Genomic DNA, 19,582 nt, shown 5'->3' with positions numbered 1-19,582 from the left:
AGCGGTTCGCCCAGCCGCCGACCATTCCTGGCGGCGTATTGCATGGCGCCGTGTTGCGCCCGCCCTGCATGCTTTGGGACGGACGGCGCTATGGTGGTGCGCGTCTGCAAACAGTCGATATGGCGCGTGCGCAGGCGTTGCCTGGCGTCGTTCAGGTGGTGACTCAAGTGCATTTTGTCGGGGTGGTGGCGGTATCGGCCATCCTGGCACGACAGGCGCTGGACGGGCTGGGCGCGTGTTGGCAGTCGCCGCCGTCGTCGGCACAGTATGCTGCGGCCGCAGAAGATGCGTCTGCCGTCGAGACGGCGCTGGATGGGGCCGCATCGGATGACACTGCACCGACTGAGGCAGCACCTTATGTTTGGCACGTGGCCGAGCATTCGGTGACTGAAGGGCTCGGCGTGACTGTCTGGTGCACAAGCAGTCATGCGACAGTTTGGGCACCTTGTCCCGCATCGTACCGGTCGGTTTTGCAAGAAGACCTCGGACGTTTGCTGTCGCTGCCCGGACATCGAATCACACTCGTGGATATCGATCCGGGCCGATCGCTGGACCTCCATATCCTGGACGTATTGGATGCCGTTGCGGACGCGGTACTGCTCTCGCGTGCGGCAGCACAGCCTGTGCACGTCGCCATTCAGCGGGACCCGGTGCCTGGCGATATTGTCCTGAGTCCTGACGCGCCTGTGGCGTACGAGATCGAGGGCGATGCGACAGCACCCCCGCGGTTGCTGTCGAGCCAGCCATGGGGATTACGGCCCAGTAGGGCGCGACTGCTCAGCCAGCCCACGCAGGCAGATCCCGTCGCGGCACCCCGGGTGCAGGGTATCAACCCAATTCGACAGGTTGCTGCGGATGCCGCGTCGCCGCTGACGCAGGCGTGCATCGCCGAATTCGAGGCGATGCACGTGTTTGCGCAGGAGAGTCTGCTGGACGAACAAGCCGCTCGCCTGGGCATCGATCCGTTGGCGCACCGACTGGCGCAATTGCCGGCCGGGCCGGGGCGTGCGTTAACAGAAAGAATGGTCGAACAGGCGAGTTGGCAGGCATTGCCACCGCAAGAGCAAGCACAACGAGCCGTGGCCCGGCGAGACCATGGCGCCGAGACGGGGCTGCGCGGTCGAGGTTATGCGGCCGCGCATGTGCGCGACGAGCACGCGGATGGCAGTACGACCGATACTTGGAGTGCCTGGGTCGTCGAGGTCGAAGTCATGCCGGCAACGGGCACTGTGGACGTGACGCGCCTGGTGGTGGGGCACGACAGTCAGTCCTTGCAACAGGCGCGGCAGGCCGCTATTCATGATCAACATCCTCAGCTACTGGACGCCGCCCGTCGATTGCTGGCAGCGCCCTCACAGTTCGATGACTGGGGTGCGACGGCTGCGCAGAGGACGTCATCGTCGGGCAGCCAGGCGGCATCGCATGATCTGATGCCTGTGCAGGGTGCCGATCAGAACACGGGGTTGACCAGGCGGGTCGAACAGGGGCAATTGGCGCTGGACGGCGTCGTCACCCTGCCGGCCGCCGCGGCCATTGCGAATGCCATTTTTGATGCAACGGGCGTGCGTCTGCGCCAGGTGCCTTTCAACACCGAGCACCTGCGCGACGCGTTGGCGGCGCCGGGCGCACCGTCGTCGCCCGCTCGCCGTTGGTGGCGACGCGGCGGCCTGTGGTTGGCGGCGGGCGCAAGCACCGTGGCCGGGTTGATGACGATGGCTTGGCCCGTTAAACCGGCCATCGCGCCGACCACCGGACCGGATGTGTCGCTGTATTCTGCTGCGGCCATCGAGCGAGGGCGTCTGGTCGCCGCCGCGGGGGACTGCGTGGTGTGCCATACCGCGCCGGGCGGCAAGGAGAACGCGGGTGGATTGGGGTTGGACACGCCTTTTGGCACGATCTACACGACCAACATCACCCCCGACAACGAGACCGGGATCGGTCAGTGGTCGTACCGCGCCTTTGAGCGCGCCATGCGCGAGGGTGTGCATCGCGACGGCCGTCAACTCTATCCCGCATTTCCCTATACCGCTTTTGCCAAGATCACGGATGCGGATATGCAGGCGTTGTATGCCTATATGATGGTACAGCCGCCCGTACGCAGCGAGCCGCCCAAGACGGCGTTGGCATTTCCGTATAACGTGCGGCCCGCCATGGCGGGCTGGAACCTGCTGTTTCACGACAATCGCGTATACGAACCCGACCCCACACAAACGCTGGCGTGGAATCGTGGCGCTTATCTGGTGCAAGGGGTGGGACACTGCGCGGCGTGCCATTCGCCACGCAACGCGCTGGGGGCAGAGAAGACCGGTGTCCAGAATTATTTGGCGGGCGGCGAGGCCGAAGGCTGGGCGGCCCCGGCCCTCGATCAATTGGCGACCGGCAAAGTCCCCTGGACGTCTGACGAATTGTTCCAGTACCTGCGTACCGGCTACTCGGCCAATCACGGCGTAGCGGCGGGGCCGATGGCGCCTGTTATTCACGGATTGGCCGAGCTGCCCGAGAGTGACGTGCGCGCCATCGGTACGTATCTGTTGAACCTGCCTGGTAGTCCGGTCGCGCGCACCTCATCGGGGGAGGGGAATGCCCCTGCGCCTGCCATCAACGCATTGACGTCTGATCTGACGCCTGCGAGAACGCCTGAATCAACGCCCAAATTAACGTCTGAATCAACGCCAGCGTCGGCGTTAAGCCTTGCGGCGTTGACGCCAGCCGTATCCTCGACGCAACGTCTGTTCGAAGGGCATGCCCAGGGCGAGCGCATTTATCAGAATGCCTGTGCGGTTTGTCACGAAGCGGCGGCCGGTCCGACCTTATTTGGCGTAAAACCTTTATTGGCGACGAATACGAATTTGCACGCTGCGACGCCAGACAATTTAGTGCAAGTCATCCTGCATGGCATTCAGACTCCGGCCAACGATGATCTGGGTTATATGCCAGGATTCAAGGATAGCCTGGACGATCAGCAGGTGCAGAATTTAGTGGGTTATCTGCGGGCGCGCTTTGCGCCACAAGAGTCTGAATGGGCCGATAGTATGGCGGTGATCGGTCGGATACGGAGTCAATCCCAATGAATCGGCGATTCGTCGACGCACGCGATTGATTTTTAGTTGCGCGAAAGCGCATAAAAAGCAACGGCAAACCTCGTAGGAGTAGCCATGGCAGCATCAACAATAACGATTGAACAAGGGTTGAATACAGTCGGCGTCGGGAAATTCCAGTACAGGCTCTTCGTGATATTCGGGCTCGTCTGGATGGCCGACGCCATGCAAGTGTTGTCGATCGGATTCAGTGCACCGTCGATCGCAAAGACCTTTGGCATCACCATCCCTCAAGCCTTGCAAACAGGCACTCTGTTTTTTATCGGCATGATGATTGGCGCTTTTGCTTTCGGCCGTTTAGCTGATCGCATTGGCCGGCGCCCCGTCTTGATGATGGCCGTGATCCTGGATGCGCTGGCAGGGGTTGCATCGGCCTTCTCGCCTGATATGACATGGCTGCTGATTTTGCGGTTCCTGGCCGGTGTCGGTGTGGGCGGTACGCTGCCCGTGGATTACACGATGATGGCCGAGTTCCTGCCGCCGCAGCGTCGTGGCCGTTGGCTCGTGTGGCTGGAATCATTCTGGGCAGTAGGCACGATCTTGCTGGCCATCCTGGCGTTGTATGCCAGCGCGTACGGTGACGATGCATGGCGAATTATCTTCTTCGTCACCGGGATTCCGGCGATCATCGGTGTGGTGTTGCGCTTCTATGTGCCTGAATCGCCGCTGTATCTCAACAAGAGCGGCAAATCGGACCAGGCGCGGCAGGTCCTGGAGCGGGTGGCCAAGACGAACGGCAACAATGTTCAGCTCGCCGCGATCGAGCCTCAAGTCATGGAGCGCAAGTCGGTGTTGGCCCTGTTTGGCTCGGGTCTGGCACGACGCAGTATTGCGCTGCTTGCCGCATGGATGCTGATCTCGATCGCGTACTACGGGGTCTTTGTCTATCTGCCGGTGAAGCTGTCCGGGCAGGGCCTGGGCTTCATGCGAGGTCAGGAGTTCCTGATCGTGCTGGCCCTGGCTCAATTGCCCGGATTCGCCCTGTCGGCTTATGCCGTGGAGCGCTACGGCCGCAAACCCACGCTGATCGGCTTCTTGTTGCTCAGCGCCGTGGGTTGCCTGCTATATAGCCTGGGGACCTCGGTTCCCCTGATTGTGGGCTCGACGTTGCTGATGAGCTTCGCTCTGCTGGGTACTTGGGGCGCGTTGTACGCCTTTACGCCTGAGGTGTATCCCACGAATTTGCGCGCCAGCGGGATGGGGTTGGCAGGTGCCGTTGCCCGTCTTGGCGGGCTGTTTGCGCCCGCGCTGATTGCGCCGATCATGGCAACGCAGTTCACCGCGTCATTGTTCGTGCTCTCGGGGATGCTGGTTGCCGGCGCCGTGGCGATCAAGCTGGTCGATGTCGAGTCCAGGAATCGCGCGCTGGATTAAGCACGTCTGAAGCAAGAAGCGCCAGGCATTGTGGTCGATGCCCGGCGCTTCTTTTTCGAGTCTACCTTCAGTGGGCGATAACATTCGAGCCGCGCGGCAAAGAATCCTTAAGCGAAATCGCCGTTTTCTTCAGCGCAGCGACAAACAATTGTGCATGCCGGGATAAAGGGGTGTTGTTAGGTAATAGCAATTGCGCTTTGACCGACATGCGTGGCTCAAACCGGATAGTGACCACCCCCTGGTTGCGACCTGTCAGTAGATAAAACGGATCGATGATGGCGACCCCAGCGCCGGATCGAGCCAGCGAGTAGGCGACTGCAGTCAGGGTGACCCCCAACGCAATTTTGCGTTTGACACCGGCGATTCGATAGCTTTCTTCGATCAATGCCCCTAGCGGCAGGTTCTTGTCGAAGGATATCAGCGGATAGGGTTCCAGATCATGAGGCGTGACGACCGATAGCTTTGCCAGTGGGCAATTTTCGGGAACGACGCAGACGAGCTCTGCTTCGCATAGGTCAGTCAGGCGGCCTTCGATCATGCGTCCGTCCTGGCTTAAGGGCGAGAGCACAATGCCAAAATCCACCCGTTCCTGAAAAACGCAGTCAGATACGCTGACATTGTCGGTAGCAATGACTGACACCTGAATCTGTGGCCACTCTTGGCGAAACCTGAAGCTGGTAGGCGCCAATAGATTCTCTGCAACGGTCGGCACGGTAGAAATCTGCACCGACCCTTCGGTCAACTCGCGCATGTCCTCTACCCGGCGATTGACTCGAGCAATACTGTCGAACGCGCGATTCAATTCGCTCATGATTTCCAGCGTTTCGCGCGTGGCGTGCAGACGTCCCCGTTTGCGCACGAAGAAGGGAAAACCCGCGTGCAATGCGCATTCGCGCAGCATCAAACTGATGGCCGGCTGAGAGATGCCCAGCGCGGAAGCGGCTTCGCCCACACTGCCGTAACGATGCACGGCACGTATGACCTCCATTTGGCGTACGGTCAAATGCATGGTGTCCCCTTTGGTGGACTTTGTTCTATTTCCGCAGGTTTCGTACAGTGCTTTCGCTTTGCGGATACTGATTTGGTACATCAGTGCAGCGTTGATTGAACATAAGTCTAGCTTATCTTTGAATTAGTCCACTTCCATTGTTTTTGCGCCCGACGGCTTTTACAGTCGTTGCCTGGGACAGGTGTTGACGACAACGATAGAAACAACGCTCAGCACTGGATCCACTGCAAGATGACATAAGGAGCAAACGCATGAAAATTGTGGCAGTCGAGTCTTCGGTGGTTTCCGTGCCGTTCGACATGGGAGGTCCTCATTGTCGTTTCGCGGGGAAGTTATGGGACAAGCTGGAAATCTTGCTTGTTCGCGTCGAAACCGACGACGGCCTGGTGGGGTGGGGGGAGGCGTTCGGCCATGCTGCGATCCCGGCGACACGCGCCGCGCTGGACACTATCGTGGCGCCGCTGGTGATCGGAAAAAATGCCGGAGACATTTCGGCGTTGACACGAGAAGTACTGCATTCCACGCATTTACTGGGTCGCAATAGCAGCTTTGTCTATGCATGGTCGGGAATCGAAATTGCCCTGTGGGATTTGCTGGGCAAGCGTGCCGGTTTACCGATATATCAGTTATTGGGTAACAGCAGCCGTACCACATTGGAGAGCTACTCCAGCCTGCTGGCTTATGGTGATGCGACGATCGCTGCCCGTAATACGCGTGCAGCGGCCGACGCAGGGTTTCGTTATGTCAAACTGCATGAAACCACTCGTGAAGCCCTGCTGCATGCTCAGTCGGCCGTCGCGGGCATGGACGTTCAGATCATGCTGGATGTCAATTGTCCGTGGGATGTGCCCGACGCTTTGGATAAAGCGCGCAGTATGCGCGATGACGGAATGTATTGGCTTGAAGAGCCTGTATGGCCGCCGGAGGACGCCCGTGGTCTTGCTCGAGTACGTGAATGCGGGATCCCCATTGCAGCGGGCGAAAATGTGGCGGGCCTGCAGGGCTTTCGTACGTTGTTAGAGGCAGGTGCGATTGACATCGCCCAACCCAGCGTGACGAAAATCGGCGGCATTGGCGAGGTGATGCGCATCGCGGCTTTATGTGCCGCGCATGGGGTTCGTGTGATTCCTCACTCTCCCTACTTCGGGCCGGGTTTCATTGCGACGCTACATATTGGCGCGGCCCTGCCTCAGTCGCCCTTGATCGAAGTGCTATGGATGGATATGGAGGCGAATCCCTTTGCCCCTTATGTTCACGCAGTTAACGGCATGCTGAGCGTTCCACAGGGGCCGGGGCTGGGGTGTGACCCGAACGAGGAAATCATGACACGTTATCGCATCGGATCCGTGCATCGCATTACGACGGCGGAGGCTTACGCATGAAGGTCGTCAAACTGGAAACGCGCCCAATCGTCGTGGCACTGAAAGATCCGATCATTAGCGCGCTGGGACCGATTTCAAGCTGCGGCGTCGTGCTCATCAGGCTGCATACGAGTGATGGCGTGGTGGGCGAGAATTTGGTGTTTACGCTGAATAATCGACGTACACGCGTACTGCACAGCATGGTCGACGAACTGGCCGATCTGGTTGTTGGCCAGGATGCGGGCCACATCGCCGGGTTTTGGGCGCGGGCCTGGAAGGACATGAATTTCTTCGGGCAGAAAGGTATCCCGGTGATGGGCATATCTGCCATCGATGGCGCATTATGGGACGCGGCCGCCAAGTCGGCGGGCCTGCCTTTATATCGGATGCTGGGTGGGGCACAGGATCGAGTCCCCGTCTATCACAGCGGCGGTTTGTGGTTACATCGCAGTGTCGATCAACTCGCGCATGATGCACAGGAAATGGTGCAGCAGGGGTTTAACGCGGTGAAGATGCGGTTAGGGTCTCCAGATCCTGCCGTGGACGTGCAGCGAGTACGCGCGGTGCGCGAGGCTATCGGTCCGCATGTGAAGCTCATGGCGGACGCGAATCAGGGATTGACCGAGACGCAGGCGATACGACTGGGGCGGATGCTCGAAGAGTATCAGTTAGCGTGGTTCGAGGAGCCCTTGCCCGCCTGGGATCTTGAAGGGCTGGCCCGTGTATCGGCGGCACTGGATACCCCCATCGCCAGTGGCGAGACGGAATACGCGCGATATGGATTTCGTCGCATGATCGAGCTTCGTAGTGCTGATGTATTGATGCCGGATTTGCAGCGATCGGGCGGGGTGTCGGAGTTTATGCGTGTTAGCCAGATGGCCGCAGCCTACGATATCCCGGTTTCAAGTCATTTGTTTCCCGAAATGAGCATTCAGGTATTGGGGGCGCTGAGCAATGCGCTATTCCTGGAATACATGCCGTGGTTCTCTGACCTTTATCAGGAACGATTGGAGTTTGACGCGGGGTTCGCGATCGTGCCGGAACGCCCGGGATGGGGGTTTACCTTTGATCTAGATCGGATTGCCCATCTAGAAGAAAAAACCCAGTAGTGTCGGCCGAGGAGGGTAGACAGGGATACCCGCACCGTCCTCGGATCACAATATCTAGGAGACAAAAATGTCAGTTTCTCGCCGTGATTTTGTATTGGGTGCCGCAGGTGCATTGGGCGCCTCCGCATTAGGGATGCCAGCATTGTCCCTGGCCGCGACGGAAGACATCAAAATAGGCTGGCTAGCGGCCCTGACAGGGCCGAGTTCGGCACCTGGTGTGGGTTTCAACCGTGGCGTGGAGTTTGCCGCCCAGGCGATTAATGCCGCGGGCGGGGTAAAAGGGCGCAAACTCGTGATCGTCACACGCGATACCCAGGGTGATCCAACGAAAGCCGTGAACGCCGTGCAGGAGATGATCAATTCGCAGAAGGTACACGCGATTTGGGGGCCGACGAACTCGGGAGAATCGCTGGCCGTTACGCCTATTATGGCGCGAGCCAAAATGCCGAATATTCATCCTTGCGTTATTGATCGTCTGATTAATACGGATAAGTACCCCAATGCCTTTCGACTCGCGCCGTCAAATTCGCAATGGGACGATGCTTGCCGGGATTATTGCCTGAAGGTACAAAAATTCTCAAAAATCGCAGTGATTGGCGACACCACAGGTTATGGCGTTAGCGCAACCAAGGCGTGCGTGGCGAATTTCAAGAAGGACGGGGCGGAAGTCGTGTATTCGACAAATATCGACGCGACACAAACCGACATGTCGCCCGATATGACGCGCGCTCGTGACGCAGGGGCCGAAGTGATTGTGGTTTGGAGTGTATCCACGGGTATGGAGGCGCGATTATTCAATACCCGCGCGAATATGGGTTGGGATGTGGCATTTGTCGGCCATCCCTCAATGGCATCGGGAGAGCTGCGCACGTTGATCGAAAAGCCGGAAAACTGGGACAAGGTCTATGCGATTGGCTATAAGAGCGCCAGTTACGATGCCGATGGAAAGCTACCCACCCATTCGCAAGAGTTCGTGGACATGGTCAAAGGCAAGGTCACGCTGGAGGACACCTTGTATTGGTGGGTGTCAGCGGGCTATGACGCTATTGCGTTGGTGGCCAAAGCGGTAGAGACAACCGGGTCGTCGCAAGCCAAGGACATTATCGAATATTGGAACAGCCTGAAGGCTTACCCCGGATATTTCGGAAACTATACGTACTCGTCCACGCAGCATGATGGCTATCCCACACAGGAAGTCGTCATGTCCGAGGCCAAATCTGCGCGTGACGGCACGTTTGCACTGGCGCCGGGATACCAATAACGATAGGGAGGAGCAATCATGCTGGCTTCTATCATCAGCTCTGGCCTGGCCGTTGGCGCGGTTTACGCGCTGATCGGTATCACGTACAACACGATGTATTCTACTTCCCGAGTGATGAGTTTCACCGCAGGGCAATTGGGAATGCTGGGTGGTGTTTTTGGCTCCTTGTTCATGCTGCGTCTGGGCTTGCCCGGACCGGTGGCATTTGTACTCACTCTGGCAGTGTGTGCCTTGGTCGGAGTGATTACCGAGTTTGTCGCCGTCAGGCCTGTATTGAAAAGCCTGGACCAGCACTTATACGTGTTGTCTACGTTGGCGTTGGCGTTGATGATCCAGCAGGTAACTGCGATTAAGTGGGGAACAGAGCCTCAACCGTTTCCAAAGTTGCTTGCCTGGGGCTCGGGCCCCCTGGACCAGCGATTTTGGTTGCCGGTTGTTGCATGCGTGGTGGTAGTGCTCGCATTGGAGTATTTGTATCGGCGCACACTGGTCGGCTTGGCATTTCTGGCCGTGGCGGAGAATAACTTTGCGGCGCGATCTATCGGACTGCCTGAACGGCGGCTACGTGTCATTAGCTATGCGCTGGCAGGCGTGATTGGCGGCGTGGCCGGTTTCGCGTCGGGGCAATTGCTGCTGGCGTTTTTTGCTAATGGACCGTTATTGAATTTCTACGGGTTCGTGCCTGTGGCATTGGGGGGGCTGGGAAATAATCGTGGCGCCTTGGTGGGGGGATTGGCCCTGGGCCTATTCCAGCAGACCGCGAACTTTACCGTGGGCGGCGTGTTCGCATCGATAGCGGTATTCGTGCTGTTCATTGTGGTGTTGATGTTAGTGCCGCAGGGTATTTTTGGCTCCAATACCGCTCGGAGGGTTTGATGACTGCTCAAGCAAATATATCCGCTGCCATGGCGTTACGCTCGCCTGCGAGTTCGTCCTTCTGGGTTCGAGTTCTTCCCTTTGCCTTGTTGTTGGTGGCGGCGCTCGCATTGCCGACTCTTGGTGATACGTATTGGACGGTCATTGCGACGCGCGCCGCGGTTTATTGGGTACTGGTGTCCGGCCTGAATTTGATCGTGGGGTACGCAGGCCAATTGGCGATCGGCTATGTTGCCTTGCTGACGATAGGCGCGTATACCACTAGTGTGCTCGTCGAAGGTAATGTCTCTGAACCGTGGGGGCCCTTCTCTGCGCTGATCGCCGCGGGCGCTATCGGGGGTTTTTTTGGTTTGGTCGTAGGCTTGCCGGCGTTGCGGCTGCGCACATTTTATTTTGCGATGGCCACGCTGGGGTTTGCCACTATCGTTACGCAGATTGCTTTGGCTTGGGAGTCTGTCACGGGCGGTGGAATAGGGGTTCCCGGGCCGATGATGCCCGCGCCGTTCAACTCTGACACTGGCCTTTATTACTTGTGCATTGGGGTCGCCACGGTAGCCACGATATTGACGGCAAATGTTGCTCACAGTCGTTTTGGCCGGGGCTTGATTGCAATTCGCGATGCGGAAGTCGCGGCTGAGGCTTACGGCATATCCAAACCCAAGTTGCTGGCGATGGTGTTCGTGCTGGCCGGCGCACTGGCAGGTGTGGCGGGAGGTTTGTTTAGTTCGCTGCAAACTTACATTACGCCAGAAGCGTTTACGTTCGAGCTGTCGGTACTATTTTTTATCTCCATTTTGATAGGCGGGCGCAGTTCTATTTTGGGCCCATTGTTGGGGACCTTGATCTTGACCGTTCTGCCAGAGATTGCGGCGCCATTAGCGGCGTGGTCCAATTTCCTGTATGCGCTGTTGCTGCTGGTGATTGTGCTGGCAATCCCGGGTGGTATTGCGTCACTGCTGGATTTTGGCGGGCGTAGTCCGTTGCCGGCCGATCGTCGTATCCGGCCAGAGTTGGATGCGGTGCATCAGATTTTGGCCGAGGTGCCACAAGGCGGGGGCATCTCCTTGAAAGATCTGCATCTGTCGTTTGGTGGCGTGAAAGCGATTAATGGTGTTGATTTGCAGATCAAGGCCGGGCAGGTACATGGATTGATTGGACCCAACGGCAGTGGAAAAACGACCATGTTGAATGTGATCTCCGGGTACTACCGCCCACAAGCGGGTAGCCTGATGGAAGACGGCACAGAGTTGCCAGTCGGCAAACCGTTGCAGCGTGCCAAACGGGCGTTTGCGCGTACGTTTCAGACACCACGCATGGTGGGTGATACGTCGGTGCTAAAGAACGTCATGGCGGGCGGTTACACCCGTGCAAATGGCACGTTCCTGGAGGCCATGTTTCTGTCCGGCAGGCATCGCAAGGACGAACGTAGATTGCGCACGATGGCGGAGCTGGCGCTGCGGGCAGTCGGCTTGTCCCATATGGCGCATGTCCGCGCGGACCGCCTGCAGCACAGTGAATTGCGTTTTGTAGAGATTGCCCGTGCCCTGATGCTGCAGCCCCGCTACTTGTTGTTGGATGAGCCGGCGGCAGGTTTGACGGGAGACGAGATCAAGCGGCTCGGGGCAATCATTAAAGAAATCAGCCATTGTGGAACGGCCGTGTTGCTGGTTGAGCATCATGCGGATCTGATTTTTGATATCTGTGATCATGTGACAGTATTGAATCTGGGAACCGTGTTGGCCAGTGGTACACCACAAGAAATTCGATCGCACAAGGAGGTGGTGAGTGCATACCTCGGCGCATGAAGATTTACTGCAAGTGCAACGGCTGAATGCCGGTTACGGAAAAATCCAGATATTGCATGATGTGGATATGGCCATGAGGCCTGGAGAAATCGTCGCTTTGCTGGGTCCGAATGGGGCAGGGAAAAGCACGTTGATGCGCGCTATTTCGGGCTTGTTGCCTTGGATGTCGGGCGATGTGCGGTTTGACGGCAAAAGTCTTCATCGCGCTTCGCCGCGAGATGCCGCCAAATTGGGGTTGGTGCATGTGATCGAGGGCCATCATGTGTTCACTCAACTGTCTGTACAGGACAATCTGGCGCTGGCTGGATACGACATTGCTCGTGCTGAGCGACAGCAACGGATCCAGGATGCACTGGCTTTTTTCCCGGAGATAGCGCAAAAGCGCCATGACCGAGCCGGCGCACTCAGTGGTGGCCAGCAACAGATGCTGGTGGTGGCGCAAGGCCTGGTAAAGCGGCCTCGGCTATTGATTCTGGATGAACCGTCAGCGGGCTTGTCGCCCGTGTTGGTTGACCGGGTGTTCGAGGTGGCAGCCCGGTTACGAGACGAGGGGACATCGGTGCTGCTGGTCGAGCAGCTCGTGGAAAAATCTCTCGCGTTGGCGGATCGCGTTTACGCCATGGCCCACGGGGAGATTGTGTTGCAGGCGGACACGAACGAATCTAATCTGCAAGGCCGTCTGGAAGAGGCCTATTTTGGCCAGCATGCTTGAGACAAAACCATGAACTCAATACGCAACGCCCTCGCGCCAGATTCGTTGTGGCGCGTCAGTTCCCGCTATCCTGATCCGCGCGTGCAGTCACTGGATGCCCGTTTTGATCGATATCGATTGTTTCATGCCGCGGTGGAAATGTTGGCATCGGGTTCACGCTGGGCGGAAGGCCCGGTGTGGTTTGGCGATGGTCGGTATTTGCTGTACAGCGACATTCCGAATAATCGCATGCTTCGTTATGACGATACGTCGGGATGCGTTACCGTATTTCGGGAACCTTGCGGCAATGCGAACGGGAATACGCGTGACCGTCAGGGGCGGTTGATTACCTGCGAGCACGCCACTCGCCGTGTGACGCGTACTGCCTATGACGGAACGATCGAGGTGCTTGCCGACCGCTACGAAGGCAAGCGTCTGAATTCGCCAAATGACGTGGTGGTGAAGTCAGATGGATCCATTTGGTTTACGGATCCCCCCTTTGGCTTGAGTAGCGATTATGAGGGTTACTGCGCGAAGCAAGAGCTTCCGGAGCGTGTATATCGTATCGATCCTGAGGGCCATATCACGGTAGTGGCTGACGATATTTCGGGACCGAATGGTTTGTGCTTTAGCCCTGATGAAAGTCTGCTATATGTCGTGGCGTCGCGGGCAAGGCCCAATCGCACGATTCGAGTGTACCGGGTGTCGGGCGCAACGTTGTCAGACGGGCGTGATTTCATTGACTGCGGTCCCGGCACGGCCGATGGTTTGCGCTGTGACGTCGATGGAAATCTGTGGTGCGGCTGGGGAATGGGGACGGAGGCGTTGGACGGTGTGCGCGTGTTCGCTTCTGACGCCACACCGATAGGCCATATTCACTTGCCGGAGCGCTGCGCGAATGTGTGCTTTGGCGGAGAGAAGGGGAATCGCTTGTTTATGGCGGCAGGCAAAGGCCTGTACAGCCTGTATGTCAACACGCGAGGCGCCGTTTGAGGGTAGTGGCGCCGATCCTCCGGCCCAAAGGACAGAGGAGATTCATTACGTCGGCGGCCAGGACGTGAATAACGGCGCCCCCGCCGCTGTCGAAATTCAGTCGACGCGATTTTTGTCTTGAATGAACTCGATTTTGTAGCCGTCGGGATCTTCGACAAAGGCGATGACCGTGGTGCCGTGTTTCATGGGGCCGGCCTCGCGAGTGACCTTGCCGCCTTTTTGTTTGACCTTTTCACAGGCCTCGTAGGCGTTGTCGACCTCCAGCGCGATGTGGCCATAGCCGTTGCCCAGGTCATAGTGGTCGGTGTCCCAGTTGTGGGTCAACTCGATGACGGCGCCTTCGCTTTCGTCTTGGTAGCCAACGAATGCCAGGGTGAATTTGCCTTCGGGGTAATCTTTACGGCGCAGCACCCGCATACCCAGGACATGGGTGTAGAAATCGATGGATTTGTCCAGGTTGCCGACGCGCAGCATGGTGTGCAGGAGACGCATGGGGAATTCCTTATGCTAGATGAAGTCAGGCGAGTAGCCAGACTGATATCGTAGCAAACCCATGCGCTCCTTGCCGGTCAGTTCGCGATCGCGCCAGCGGCGTCGATGGTCTTGGTCCAATTTGCGCCGCCTTTTTTCAAGGAGCGCCTCCTCCGTGAACGGTGCGATTAATCAGATCCCAGCTTCAATCCATCGGGTTGTCTTTTTTCGATAGACGATTTCAGCAGGGCCGCACAGCGATAGATACCGTGTGCGAATTTTCCGTACGGCAGGGTAAGGAACAGGGCCATGACCACGCCCAGGTGGATCGCCAGCAGCAAGCCCATGGCGGATGTATCGCGTAACGCCAGCAGCAGCAGCCCTGTCAGGCTGATCAGGAACAGCAGGACGATAAACCCGCGGTCCATGGGGCGTTGTGCGGCATCGCCCTGGAGCGGATGGCGCTTGATATTCAGCCACAACAAGCCCGCGGGGCCGATCAGCAGCCCGATACCGCCGACGGTTCCCAATATGACGGGCAGGCTGAAATAGGGGTAGGGGGCTTCCCAGCCGAATGCATAGTGGTATAGCGTGGCGACGCTGGTGGCGGCGAAGCACAGCATGAACCCATAAAAGGTCAGGTGATGGAAACGACGTCGTGCCAGGGTGAATGCATCATCAGCATCGTTGCAGCCTTTCCCGTGGCCACCATCCAGGTATTTCAGGCGCAGCGCGTCGTGGGTGGCTTCGGCGACGGCAGCCCCGCTCGCGGTGCCGGGCGAGACGTCACGCCAGAAGCGCCTCACGCCCATTCCCAATGCGAAGACGGCAAAGCCGAATACTAGGCCGAACATCAACGCCAACGTGTTGTGCGGAAAAATCGCGTAGAAGTTGCCGGCCAGCGGTTCGTGCAAGAGTCCGCCGGTGATGGCGATTGTTAGCACCAGGAACAGCGCGAGCGCGGCGGCACTGGCCAATGACAGCGTCAGTCCGTTGCGCTTGTACAGTTGACCCAGGGCGGCAGGCCAGGCGTAGTCGGTATAGGTCTGAAGACGTACTTTGGCCAAGGCTTTCGGCACATTGACGCCGAACTCATGCGGGGGGGCGTATTGACAGGCGTGCAGACAGGCGCCGCAGTTGTGGCACAGGTTGGCCAGATAGTTGACGTCGGCCTTGCCGAATTCCAGGCGACGGGTCATGGCCGGGAAGACCGCGCAGAAACCTTCGCAGTAGCGGCAGGCATTACAAATCTGCATCACCCGGGCGACTTCGGTTTCATCGTCGGTCAGCGGGGCTGGCGTCGGACGGGCGCCCTTGGCGTGCCATTGTATGGATTGCTCTGTTGCTGCGGCTGCCCTCGCTGGCGATGCGGCGTCGCGCGCCTGACGGGTCAGTTCTTCAAGCTGCTTCACGTTTTGCTCCTGTTGCCCGTTGGGCGAGCGCCGAGGCCGCGGCGCGTGTGCCGGCAATGCGGCCAAAGGCCGTGCCGATCGACATGCCGACGCCGGCGGTATAGCCCTTGCCCAGCACGTTGCCGGCCATCATTTCGCCGGCGACGAAAAGGTTGTCGCTGGGTTGGTCGTTGAATCGGACTGCGGCGGTGTCATCCACCTTCAATCCCAGGTAGGTAAAAGTGATGCCGGGCCGCACGGCATAACCGTAGAAGGGCGCCGTGTCGATTGGGCGAGCCCAATGCGTCTTGGCCGGTTGCACGCCTTCGGTATGGCAGTCGTCCAGTTGGGTATGGTCGAAGGTGCCGACGCGGCAGGCAGCGTTGTAGCCCGAGAGCGTGCGCATGAACTGGGTTTCGTCCAGTTCAAGTTTGCGCGCCAGCTCGGGCAAGGTATCGGCTTGCACGCCGGGAAACACCGGCGGCATGAATCGGCCAATCGCCTTGCTGTCAATGATCGAGTAGGCAATCTGGCCGGGCTGCATGGCTGTGAGCCGGCCCCAGATGGCATAGCGTTTGGGCCAGAAGTCTTCGCCTTCGTCATAGAAGCGCTCGGCGTCGCGATTGACGACGACGCCCAGGGAGACACAGTCAATGCGCGTACAGATGCCACCGTCGTACAGAGGCGCGCGCGCGTCGATCGCGACGCAGTGCGATTGCGAGGGGTCGCCGATACTGTCCGCGCCCGCGTCAATCATGAACTTCAGCAGCACGCCCATGTTGAAGCGCGTGCCGCGAATCAGGAAGTTGTCGGCGGGCCATTCACCACGTTCGTTCTGGCCCCAGGCTTCGCGCATCCATTCGCGATTGGACTCGAAGCCACCCGCGGCCAGCACACAGCTGCGTGCCGTAATGCGTTCGTCGCCGATGCGGGCGGCGACGAAGCGGCCATTGTCCAGCTCCAGCGAGTCAACGGGGGCGTCGTAGCGGATCTGCACGCCGAGCGCTTCGGCGCTGCGGTAATACGCGTTGACCAGCGCTTTGCCGCCCCCCATGAAAAACGCATTGGTGCGCGCGACGTGCAGCGCGCCGGATAGCGGCGGTTGAAAATTCACGCCGTGCTTACGCATCCAGTCCCGACAGGTCGAGGACGCGCGGATGACGAGACGGGCCAGGTGTTCGTTCGTCAGGCCGCCAGTGACTTTCAACAGATCTTGCCAGAATTCTTCTTCTGGATAAGCGTCAATCAAAACGTCTTGCGGCTCATCGTGCATGCAGCGCAGGTTGCGGGTGTGCTGGGAGTTGCCGCCACGCCATTCTTTAGGGGCGGATTCCAGCAGCAGCACGCTGGCGCCGGCTTCGCGCGCCATGAGCGCTGCGCACAGGGCGGCATTGCCGCCACCGATAACCAGTACATCGATCATGATAAAAGGCCTGTAAAGTCAGGCCTGAACTATAGGGCGGCACCATAGGGTATGCCAGCCTATGATCGTCAACGGCTGTTCACGATTTGTGAAGAGTCGCGCCGGGCCAGATGCCGGCGCGAACCAGATTTTCGACTGTCTGCGCCAGCAAAACGCGCGCCGCCAGCGCGGCGGGCGAGAGTTCGTCATCCGAGACGCTGGCCAGCAGGTTGCTGCGCCGCAGATGGCGATCCGTGATCTGGCGTACGGCCAGGGGCTCGCCACGTAGCCGCACGATCGCTGCGCCCGGCTGGATAGTGGCCCCAAAACCATTGCGCACCAGATCCATCAGGACGTCCAGACCGTCGATTTCGGCCGCCAGGTTGGGCTCTATGCGCAACCGCGCACAGGACGCGTCGACTTGCTGACGCAGGCCGTGGCTGGCACTGGGCAGCAACAACGGCAGCTTGGCAATGTCGCGCAGACGTACGGTGCCCTCGGGTGGCAGGCCGGGCAGATCGGGCGGGGCGATCAGGAACAAGCGTTCATCCAGCAGGGGGAGCGTGCTCCAGCGCCGGGCGCTTTCTGTGCGAAAGACGACAGCCAGATCGAGTTGGCGGGCGTTTAGCATGGCGCTCAAGTAGCCCGACAGGCTTTCGACCAGATGGATGCGCACGTCGGGATAGCGCTCACGCATGGCCTGCAAAAAGGGGACGGCCAGGACAGACGCGGTGGTGGCGGGCAAGCCCACGCTGACCTCGCCGATCAGGCGCGCGTCCTTGGCGGCGCGCGCGGCGCCGTCCGCGTGGCGTATGGCCAATTGCGCTTGACGCAAAAAGGCGACGCCGGCGTCGGTCGGCACGACGCCGATGGATGTGCGTGTCAGCAATCGGGTGGACAGCTCGCTTTCGAGGCGGCTGATCTGCTGGCTGAGTGCCGAGGTGACCACCCCCAGCTCGGCGGCAGCGCGCCCCATGCTGCCGAACTCGGCGACTTTGACGAAATAGCGCAGTTGGCGGAGCTCCATGAGGCCTCTCAGAACCGTGGCAGACTGGCCGGATCGTGCCGCCGCAGCACTTGTTTTGCTTCTTCGAAGTTCGGCAGAATCTGGCCGACCTCTGCCCAGAAGTCCTGGCTGTGGTTCATTTCGCGTAGGTGTGCGAGCTCGTGCGCAATGACGTAATCGATGATGGCGGGCGCGAAATGGATCAGGCGCCAGTTCAGCATGATGTTGCCGTCGCTGGTGCACGAGCCCCAGCGCGTGGCGGCCGAAGACAATCGCCAGCGGCGGATTTTCAGACCGCTGATTTCCAGGAAATGCGCCAAACGCGTTGCGAACAGGGTGCTGGCACGCTGTTGCAGCCAAGCCTGGGCGGTGTCGCGAATGCGCGACGCATCGGCCTGGACGGGCAAGGGCAACGACAGGATATCGCCATCGCTGGGCGCATTCATATCCCCTGAGAAGTGGGCCTGCCTGTTTTCCGGATTCAGGTCGAGAATGACACGTTTACCCAAATAGGGGAGATCACCACCCGCTTGCCAGCGGGTTTGCGACAACGCGAGTTGCTCCTTACGGGCCTGCCAGTCGCGTAGCTTGGCCAAAATCCATCGGGATTTTTCGCGGACGGCATCGTCGATCTGCCCCAGGGTGACCCAGTTGGGCGCGGTGACGCGCAGGCCGTCGTCGGTGACGACAAAGCCGATGCTGCGTCGGCGGGATCGCTGCAGGACAAAACCGATGGTTTGCTGTTCGGTGGCGACTTCGCGCCAGCGCGCGCCCGGCGGTAGAGGCTCTGGGCAGGGGGTGGAAATAACGGTGACGCCCGACGAGTTATTTGCGGGGGGGCGCAGCGCGGCGTCTACCACGTCCGTGGCCGGTGAACGAGGTCCCGGACGATTATTGGTGTCGACAGCGTTGGCTGCATCAGCACCGAAAGCCTGCAGGGGCTCGGTGCCGGCGTTGGCGGACACGGAGGCTGCAGGCTGGGCGAACAAGAGTTCAAGCTGACCGTTGTGGGGGGGCATACCTTTCGGGATTGAGTTGGCGCATTTCCCCTTCGATCCAGGCCTGTACTTTGGCGTTGAGCTCTTCGGGGGTGAGACCCTGAGATTCTATCGTGGGACCAATCGAGACGGTGATCAGGCCGGGACGCTTGATAAAGGCATTGCGGCGCCAGCACTCGCCCGCGTTGTGCGCGACGGGGATGACCGCCGCACCCGTACGCGAGGCCAGCAGCGCCCCGCCCATTTTGAATCGGGCGGTTTTCCCGGGCGGCACACGGGTGCCTTCGGGAAAGAGCAAGGGCCAGCGGCCTTCGTCCATGCGCATCTGGCCTTGTTTGATGACCTGCTCAAAGGCATCACGGCCCTTGGACCGGTCAATCGGGATCATGCGCAGCAGCGCCAGGCCCCAGCCAAAAAATGGCACCATGTGCAGCTCTTTCTTGTAGACAAAGCAGACCTCGCGCGGCATGTGCGATGGAAAAAACAGGGTTTCCCAGGCCGATTGGTGCTTGGAGAGCAGCACGGCCGGGCCATCGGGGAAGTTTTCAGCCCCTTTGATCTGCCAGCGGATACCGCAAAAAACCCGGGCGCCCCAGATGGCCAGACCGGGCCAGCCCACGGTCAGCTTGTAGCGCCAATGCTGGGGCAGCGGGGCCCATAGCAGACAGGCAAAGGCATACGGGATGACCGTGACGGAGAGAAACACCATATACAGCAGTGAACGTAGCCAGGCCATG

Annotated in this window: 16 protein-coding genes; 9 read left to right on the top strand and 7 right to left on the bottom strand. The window is 59.3% G+C overall.

Features of this window, described 5'->3' with window-relative positions; all coding sequences use genetic code 11:
• The first annotated feature begins 68 nt into the window (after positions 1–68).
• Both ACYVDM_RS06300 and ACYVDM_RS06295 read left to right on the top strand, forming a co-directional pair.
• Positions 69–3,071 (top strand): c-type cytochrome, encoded by a 3,003-nt coding sequence (locus tag ACYVDM_RS06300; protein WP_415793612.1) that lies wholly within the window; start codon positions 69–71, stop codon positions 3,069–3,071.
• Between the two features lie 84 nt (positions 3,072–3,155).
• Entirely contained in the window at positions 3,156–4,472 is a 1,317-nt protein-coding gene (locus ACYVDM_RS06295; protein WP_415793601.1) for an MFS transporter, read from the top strand.
• 67 nt (positions 4,473–4,539) lie between these two features.
• On the opposite strand, the gene ACYVDM_RS06290 is transcribed toward ACYVDM_RS06295, so the two are convergent.
• The gene (locus tag ACYVDM_RS06290; RefSeq protein WP_415793600.1) at positions 4,540–5,481 is read right to left on the bottom strand and encodes a LysR substrate-binding domain-containing protein; all 942 of its coding nucleotides are present in this window, start codon (positions 5,479–5,481) and stop codon (positions 4,540–4,542) included.
• A gap of 251 nt (positions 5,482–5,732) precedes the next feature.
• Between ACYVDM_RS06290 and ACYVDM_RS06285 the strand changes: the two genes are divergently transcribed.
• From ACYVDM_RS06285 to ACYVDM_RS06255, 7 genes are all read left to right on the top strand, one after another.
• Positions 5,733–6,863 (top strand): mandelate racemase/muconate lactonizing enzyme family protein, encoded by a 1,131-nt coding sequence (locus tag ACYVDM_RS06285; RefSeq protein ID WP_415793599.1) that lies wholly within the window; start codon positions 5,733–5,735, stop codon positions 6,861–6,863.
• Positions 6,860–7,951, top strand: a complete 1,092-nt coding sequence (locus tag ACYVDM_RS06280) for a mandelate racemase/muconate lactonizing enzyme family protein (protein WP_415793597.1) — start codon at positions 6,860–6,862, stop codon at positions 7,949–7,951. The genes ACYVDM_RS06285 and ACYVDM_RS06280 overlap by 4 nt, the downstream gene beginning before the upstream one ends.
• 67 nt (positions 7,952–8,018) lie before the next feature.
• Positions 8,019–9,212: an ABC transporter substrate-binding protein gene (locus ACYVDM_RS06275; protein WP_415793595.1), complete on the top strand. Its 1,194-nt coding sequence runs from the start codon at positions 8,019–8,021 to the stop codon at positions 9,210–9,212.
• 18 nt (positions 9,213–9,230) lie between these two features.
• Complete coding sequence (locus ACYVDM_RS06270; RefSeq protein WP_415793593.1) at positions 9,231–10,088, top strand: branched-chain amino acid ABC transporter permease; 858 nt, start codon at positions 9,231–9,233, stop codon at positions 10,086–10,088.
• Positions 10,088–11,893: a branched-chain amino acid ABC transporter ATP-binding protein/permease gene (locus ACYVDM_RS06265; RefSeq protein WP_415793591.1), complete on the top strand. Its 1,806-nt coding sequence runs from the start codon at positions 10,088–10,090 to the stop codon at positions 11,891–11,893. Before ACYVDM_RS06270 ends, ACYVDM_RS06265 begins: the two co-directional genes overlap by 1 nt.
• Positions 11,874–12,605, top strand: coding sequence for an ABC transporter ATP-binding protein (locus ACYVDM_RS06260; RefSeq protein WP_415793590.1), 732 nt, complete (start codon positions 11,874–11,876; stop codon positions 12,603–12,605). Before ACYVDM_RS06265 ends, ACYVDM_RS06260 begins: the two co-directional genes overlap by 20 nt.
• Before the next feature lie 9 nt (positions 12,606–12,614).
• Entirely contained in the window at positions 12,615–13,577 is a 963-nt protein-coding gene (locus ACYVDM_RS06255; RefSeq protein ID WP_415793589.1) for an SMP-30/gluconolactonase/LRE family protein, read from the top strand.
• Positions 13,578–13,673: 96 nt separating this feature from the next.
• Here the strand turns inward: ACYVDM_RS06255 and gloA are convergent, their stop codons facing one another.
• From gloA to ACYVDM_RS06225, 6 genes are all read right to left on the bottom strand, one after another.
• Positions 13,674–14,069, bottom strand: coding sequence for a lactoylglutathione lyase (gene gloA / locus ACYVDM_RS06250; protein ID WP_415793587.1), 396 nt, complete (start codon positions 14,067–14,069; stop codon positions 13,674–13,676).
• Between the two features lie 167 nt (positions 14,070–14,236).
• A complete protein-coding gene (tcuB, locus tag ACYVDM_RS06245; protein ID WP_415793586.1) occupies positions 14,237–15,460 on the bottom strand; it encodes a tricarballylate utilization 4Fe-4S protein TcuB in 1,224 nt (407 codons plus the stop codon).
• Positions 15,447–16,862 (bottom strand): FAD-dependent tricarballylate dehydrogenase TcuA, encoded by a 1,416-nt coding sequence (tcuA, locus tag ACYVDM_RS06240; RefSeq protein ID WP_415793585.1) that lies wholly within the window; start codon positions 16,860–16,862, stop codon positions 15,447–15,449. The genes tcuB and tcuA overlap by 14 nt, the downstream gene beginning before the upstream one ends.
• A gap of 79 nt (positions 16,863–16,941) precedes the next feature.
• The gene (locus tag ACYVDM_RS06235) at positions 16,942–17,868 is read right to left on the bottom strand and encodes a LysR substrate-binding domain-containing protein (protein WP_415793583.1); all 927 of its coding nucleotides are present in this window, start codon (positions 17,866–17,868) and stop codon (positions 16,942–16,944) included.
• Positions 17,869–17,876: 8 nt separating this feature from the next.
• Positions 17,877–18,866, bottom strand: coding sequence for a M48 family metallopeptidase (locus ACYVDM_RS06230; protein WP_415793582.1), 990 nt, complete (start codon positions 18,864–18,866; stop codon positions 17,877–17,879).
• Complete coding sequence (locus tag ACYVDM_RS06225; RefSeq protein ID WP_415793580.1) at positions 18,841–19,581, bottom strand: lysophospholipid acyltransferase family protein; 741 nt, start codon at positions 19,579–19,581, stop codon at positions 18,841–18,843. Before ACYVDM_RS06225 ends, ACYVDM_RS06230 begins: the two co-directional genes overlap by 26 nt.
• Between the last annotated feature and the right edge of the window lies 1 nt (position 19,582).

The sequence above is a fragment of the Bordetella tumulicola genome (assembly GCF_054779135.1).
The sequence above is the reverse complement of the archived record's forward strand: the minus strand, read 5'-3'. Positions and strand labels throughout refer to the sequence as shown.

Excerpts from the sequence above, each read along its gene's own strand:
- ACYVDM_RS06300 (WP_415793612.1), top strand. The coding sequence starts at position 69 with ATGCTTTGGGACGGACGGCGCTATGGTGGTGCGCGTCTGCAAACAGTC.
- ACYVDM_RS06295 (WP_415793601.1), top strand. The coding sequence starts at position 3,156 with ATGGCAGCATCAACAATAACGATTGAACAAGGGTTGAATACAGTCGGC.
- ACYVDM_RS06290 (WP_415793600.1), bottom strand. The coding sequence starts at position 5,481 with ATGCATTTGACCGTACGCCAAATGGAGGTCATACGTGCCGTGCATCGT.
- ACYVDM_RS06285 (WP_415793599.1), top strand. The coding sequence starts at position 5,733 with ATGAAAATTGTGGCAGTCGAGTCTTCGGTGGTTTCCGTGCCGTTCGAC.
- ACYVDM_RS06280 (WP_415793597.1), top strand. The coding sequence starts at position 6,860 with ATGAAGGTCGTCAAACTGGAAACGCGCCCAATCGTCGTGGCACTGAAA.
- ACYVDM_RS06275 (WP_415793595.1), top strand. The coding sequence starts at position 8,019 with ATGTCAGTTTCTCGCCGTGATTTTGTATTGGGTGCCGCAGGTGCATTG.
- ACYVDM_RS06270 (WP_415793593.1), top strand. The coding sequence starts at position 9,231 with ATGCTGGCTTCTATCATCAGCTCTGGCCTGGCCGTTGGCGCGGTTTAC.
- ACYVDM_RS06265 (WP_415793591.1), top strand. The coding sequence starts at position 10,088 with ATGACTGCTCAAGCAAATATATCCGCTGCCATGGCGTTACGCTCGCCT.
- ACYVDM_RS06255 (WP_415793589.1), top strand. The coding sequence starts at position 12,615 with ATGAACTCAATACGCAACGCCCTCGCGCCAGATTCGTTGTGGCGCGTC.
- gloA (WP_415793587.1), bottom strand. The coding sequence starts at position 14,069 with ATGCGTCTCCTGCACACCATGCTGCGCGTCGGCAACCTGGACAAATCC.
- tcuA (WP_415793585.1), bottom strand. The coding sequence starts at position 16,862 with ATGATCGATGTACTGGTTATCGGTGGCGGCAATGCCGCCCTGTGCGCA.
- ACYVDM_RS06235 (WP_415793583.1), bottom strand. The coding sequence starts at position 17,868 with ATGGAGCTCCGCCAACTGCGCTATTTCGTCAAAGTCGCCGAGTTCGGC.
- ACYVDM_RS06230 (WP_415793582.1), bottom strand. The coding sequence starts at position 18,866 with ATGCCCCCCCACAACGGTCAGCTTGAACTCTTGTTCGCCCAGCCTGCA.
- ACYVDM_RS06225 (WP_415793580.1), bottom strand. The coding sequence starts at position 19,581 with ATGGCCTGGCTACGTTCACTGCTGTATATGGTGTTTCTCTCCGTCACG.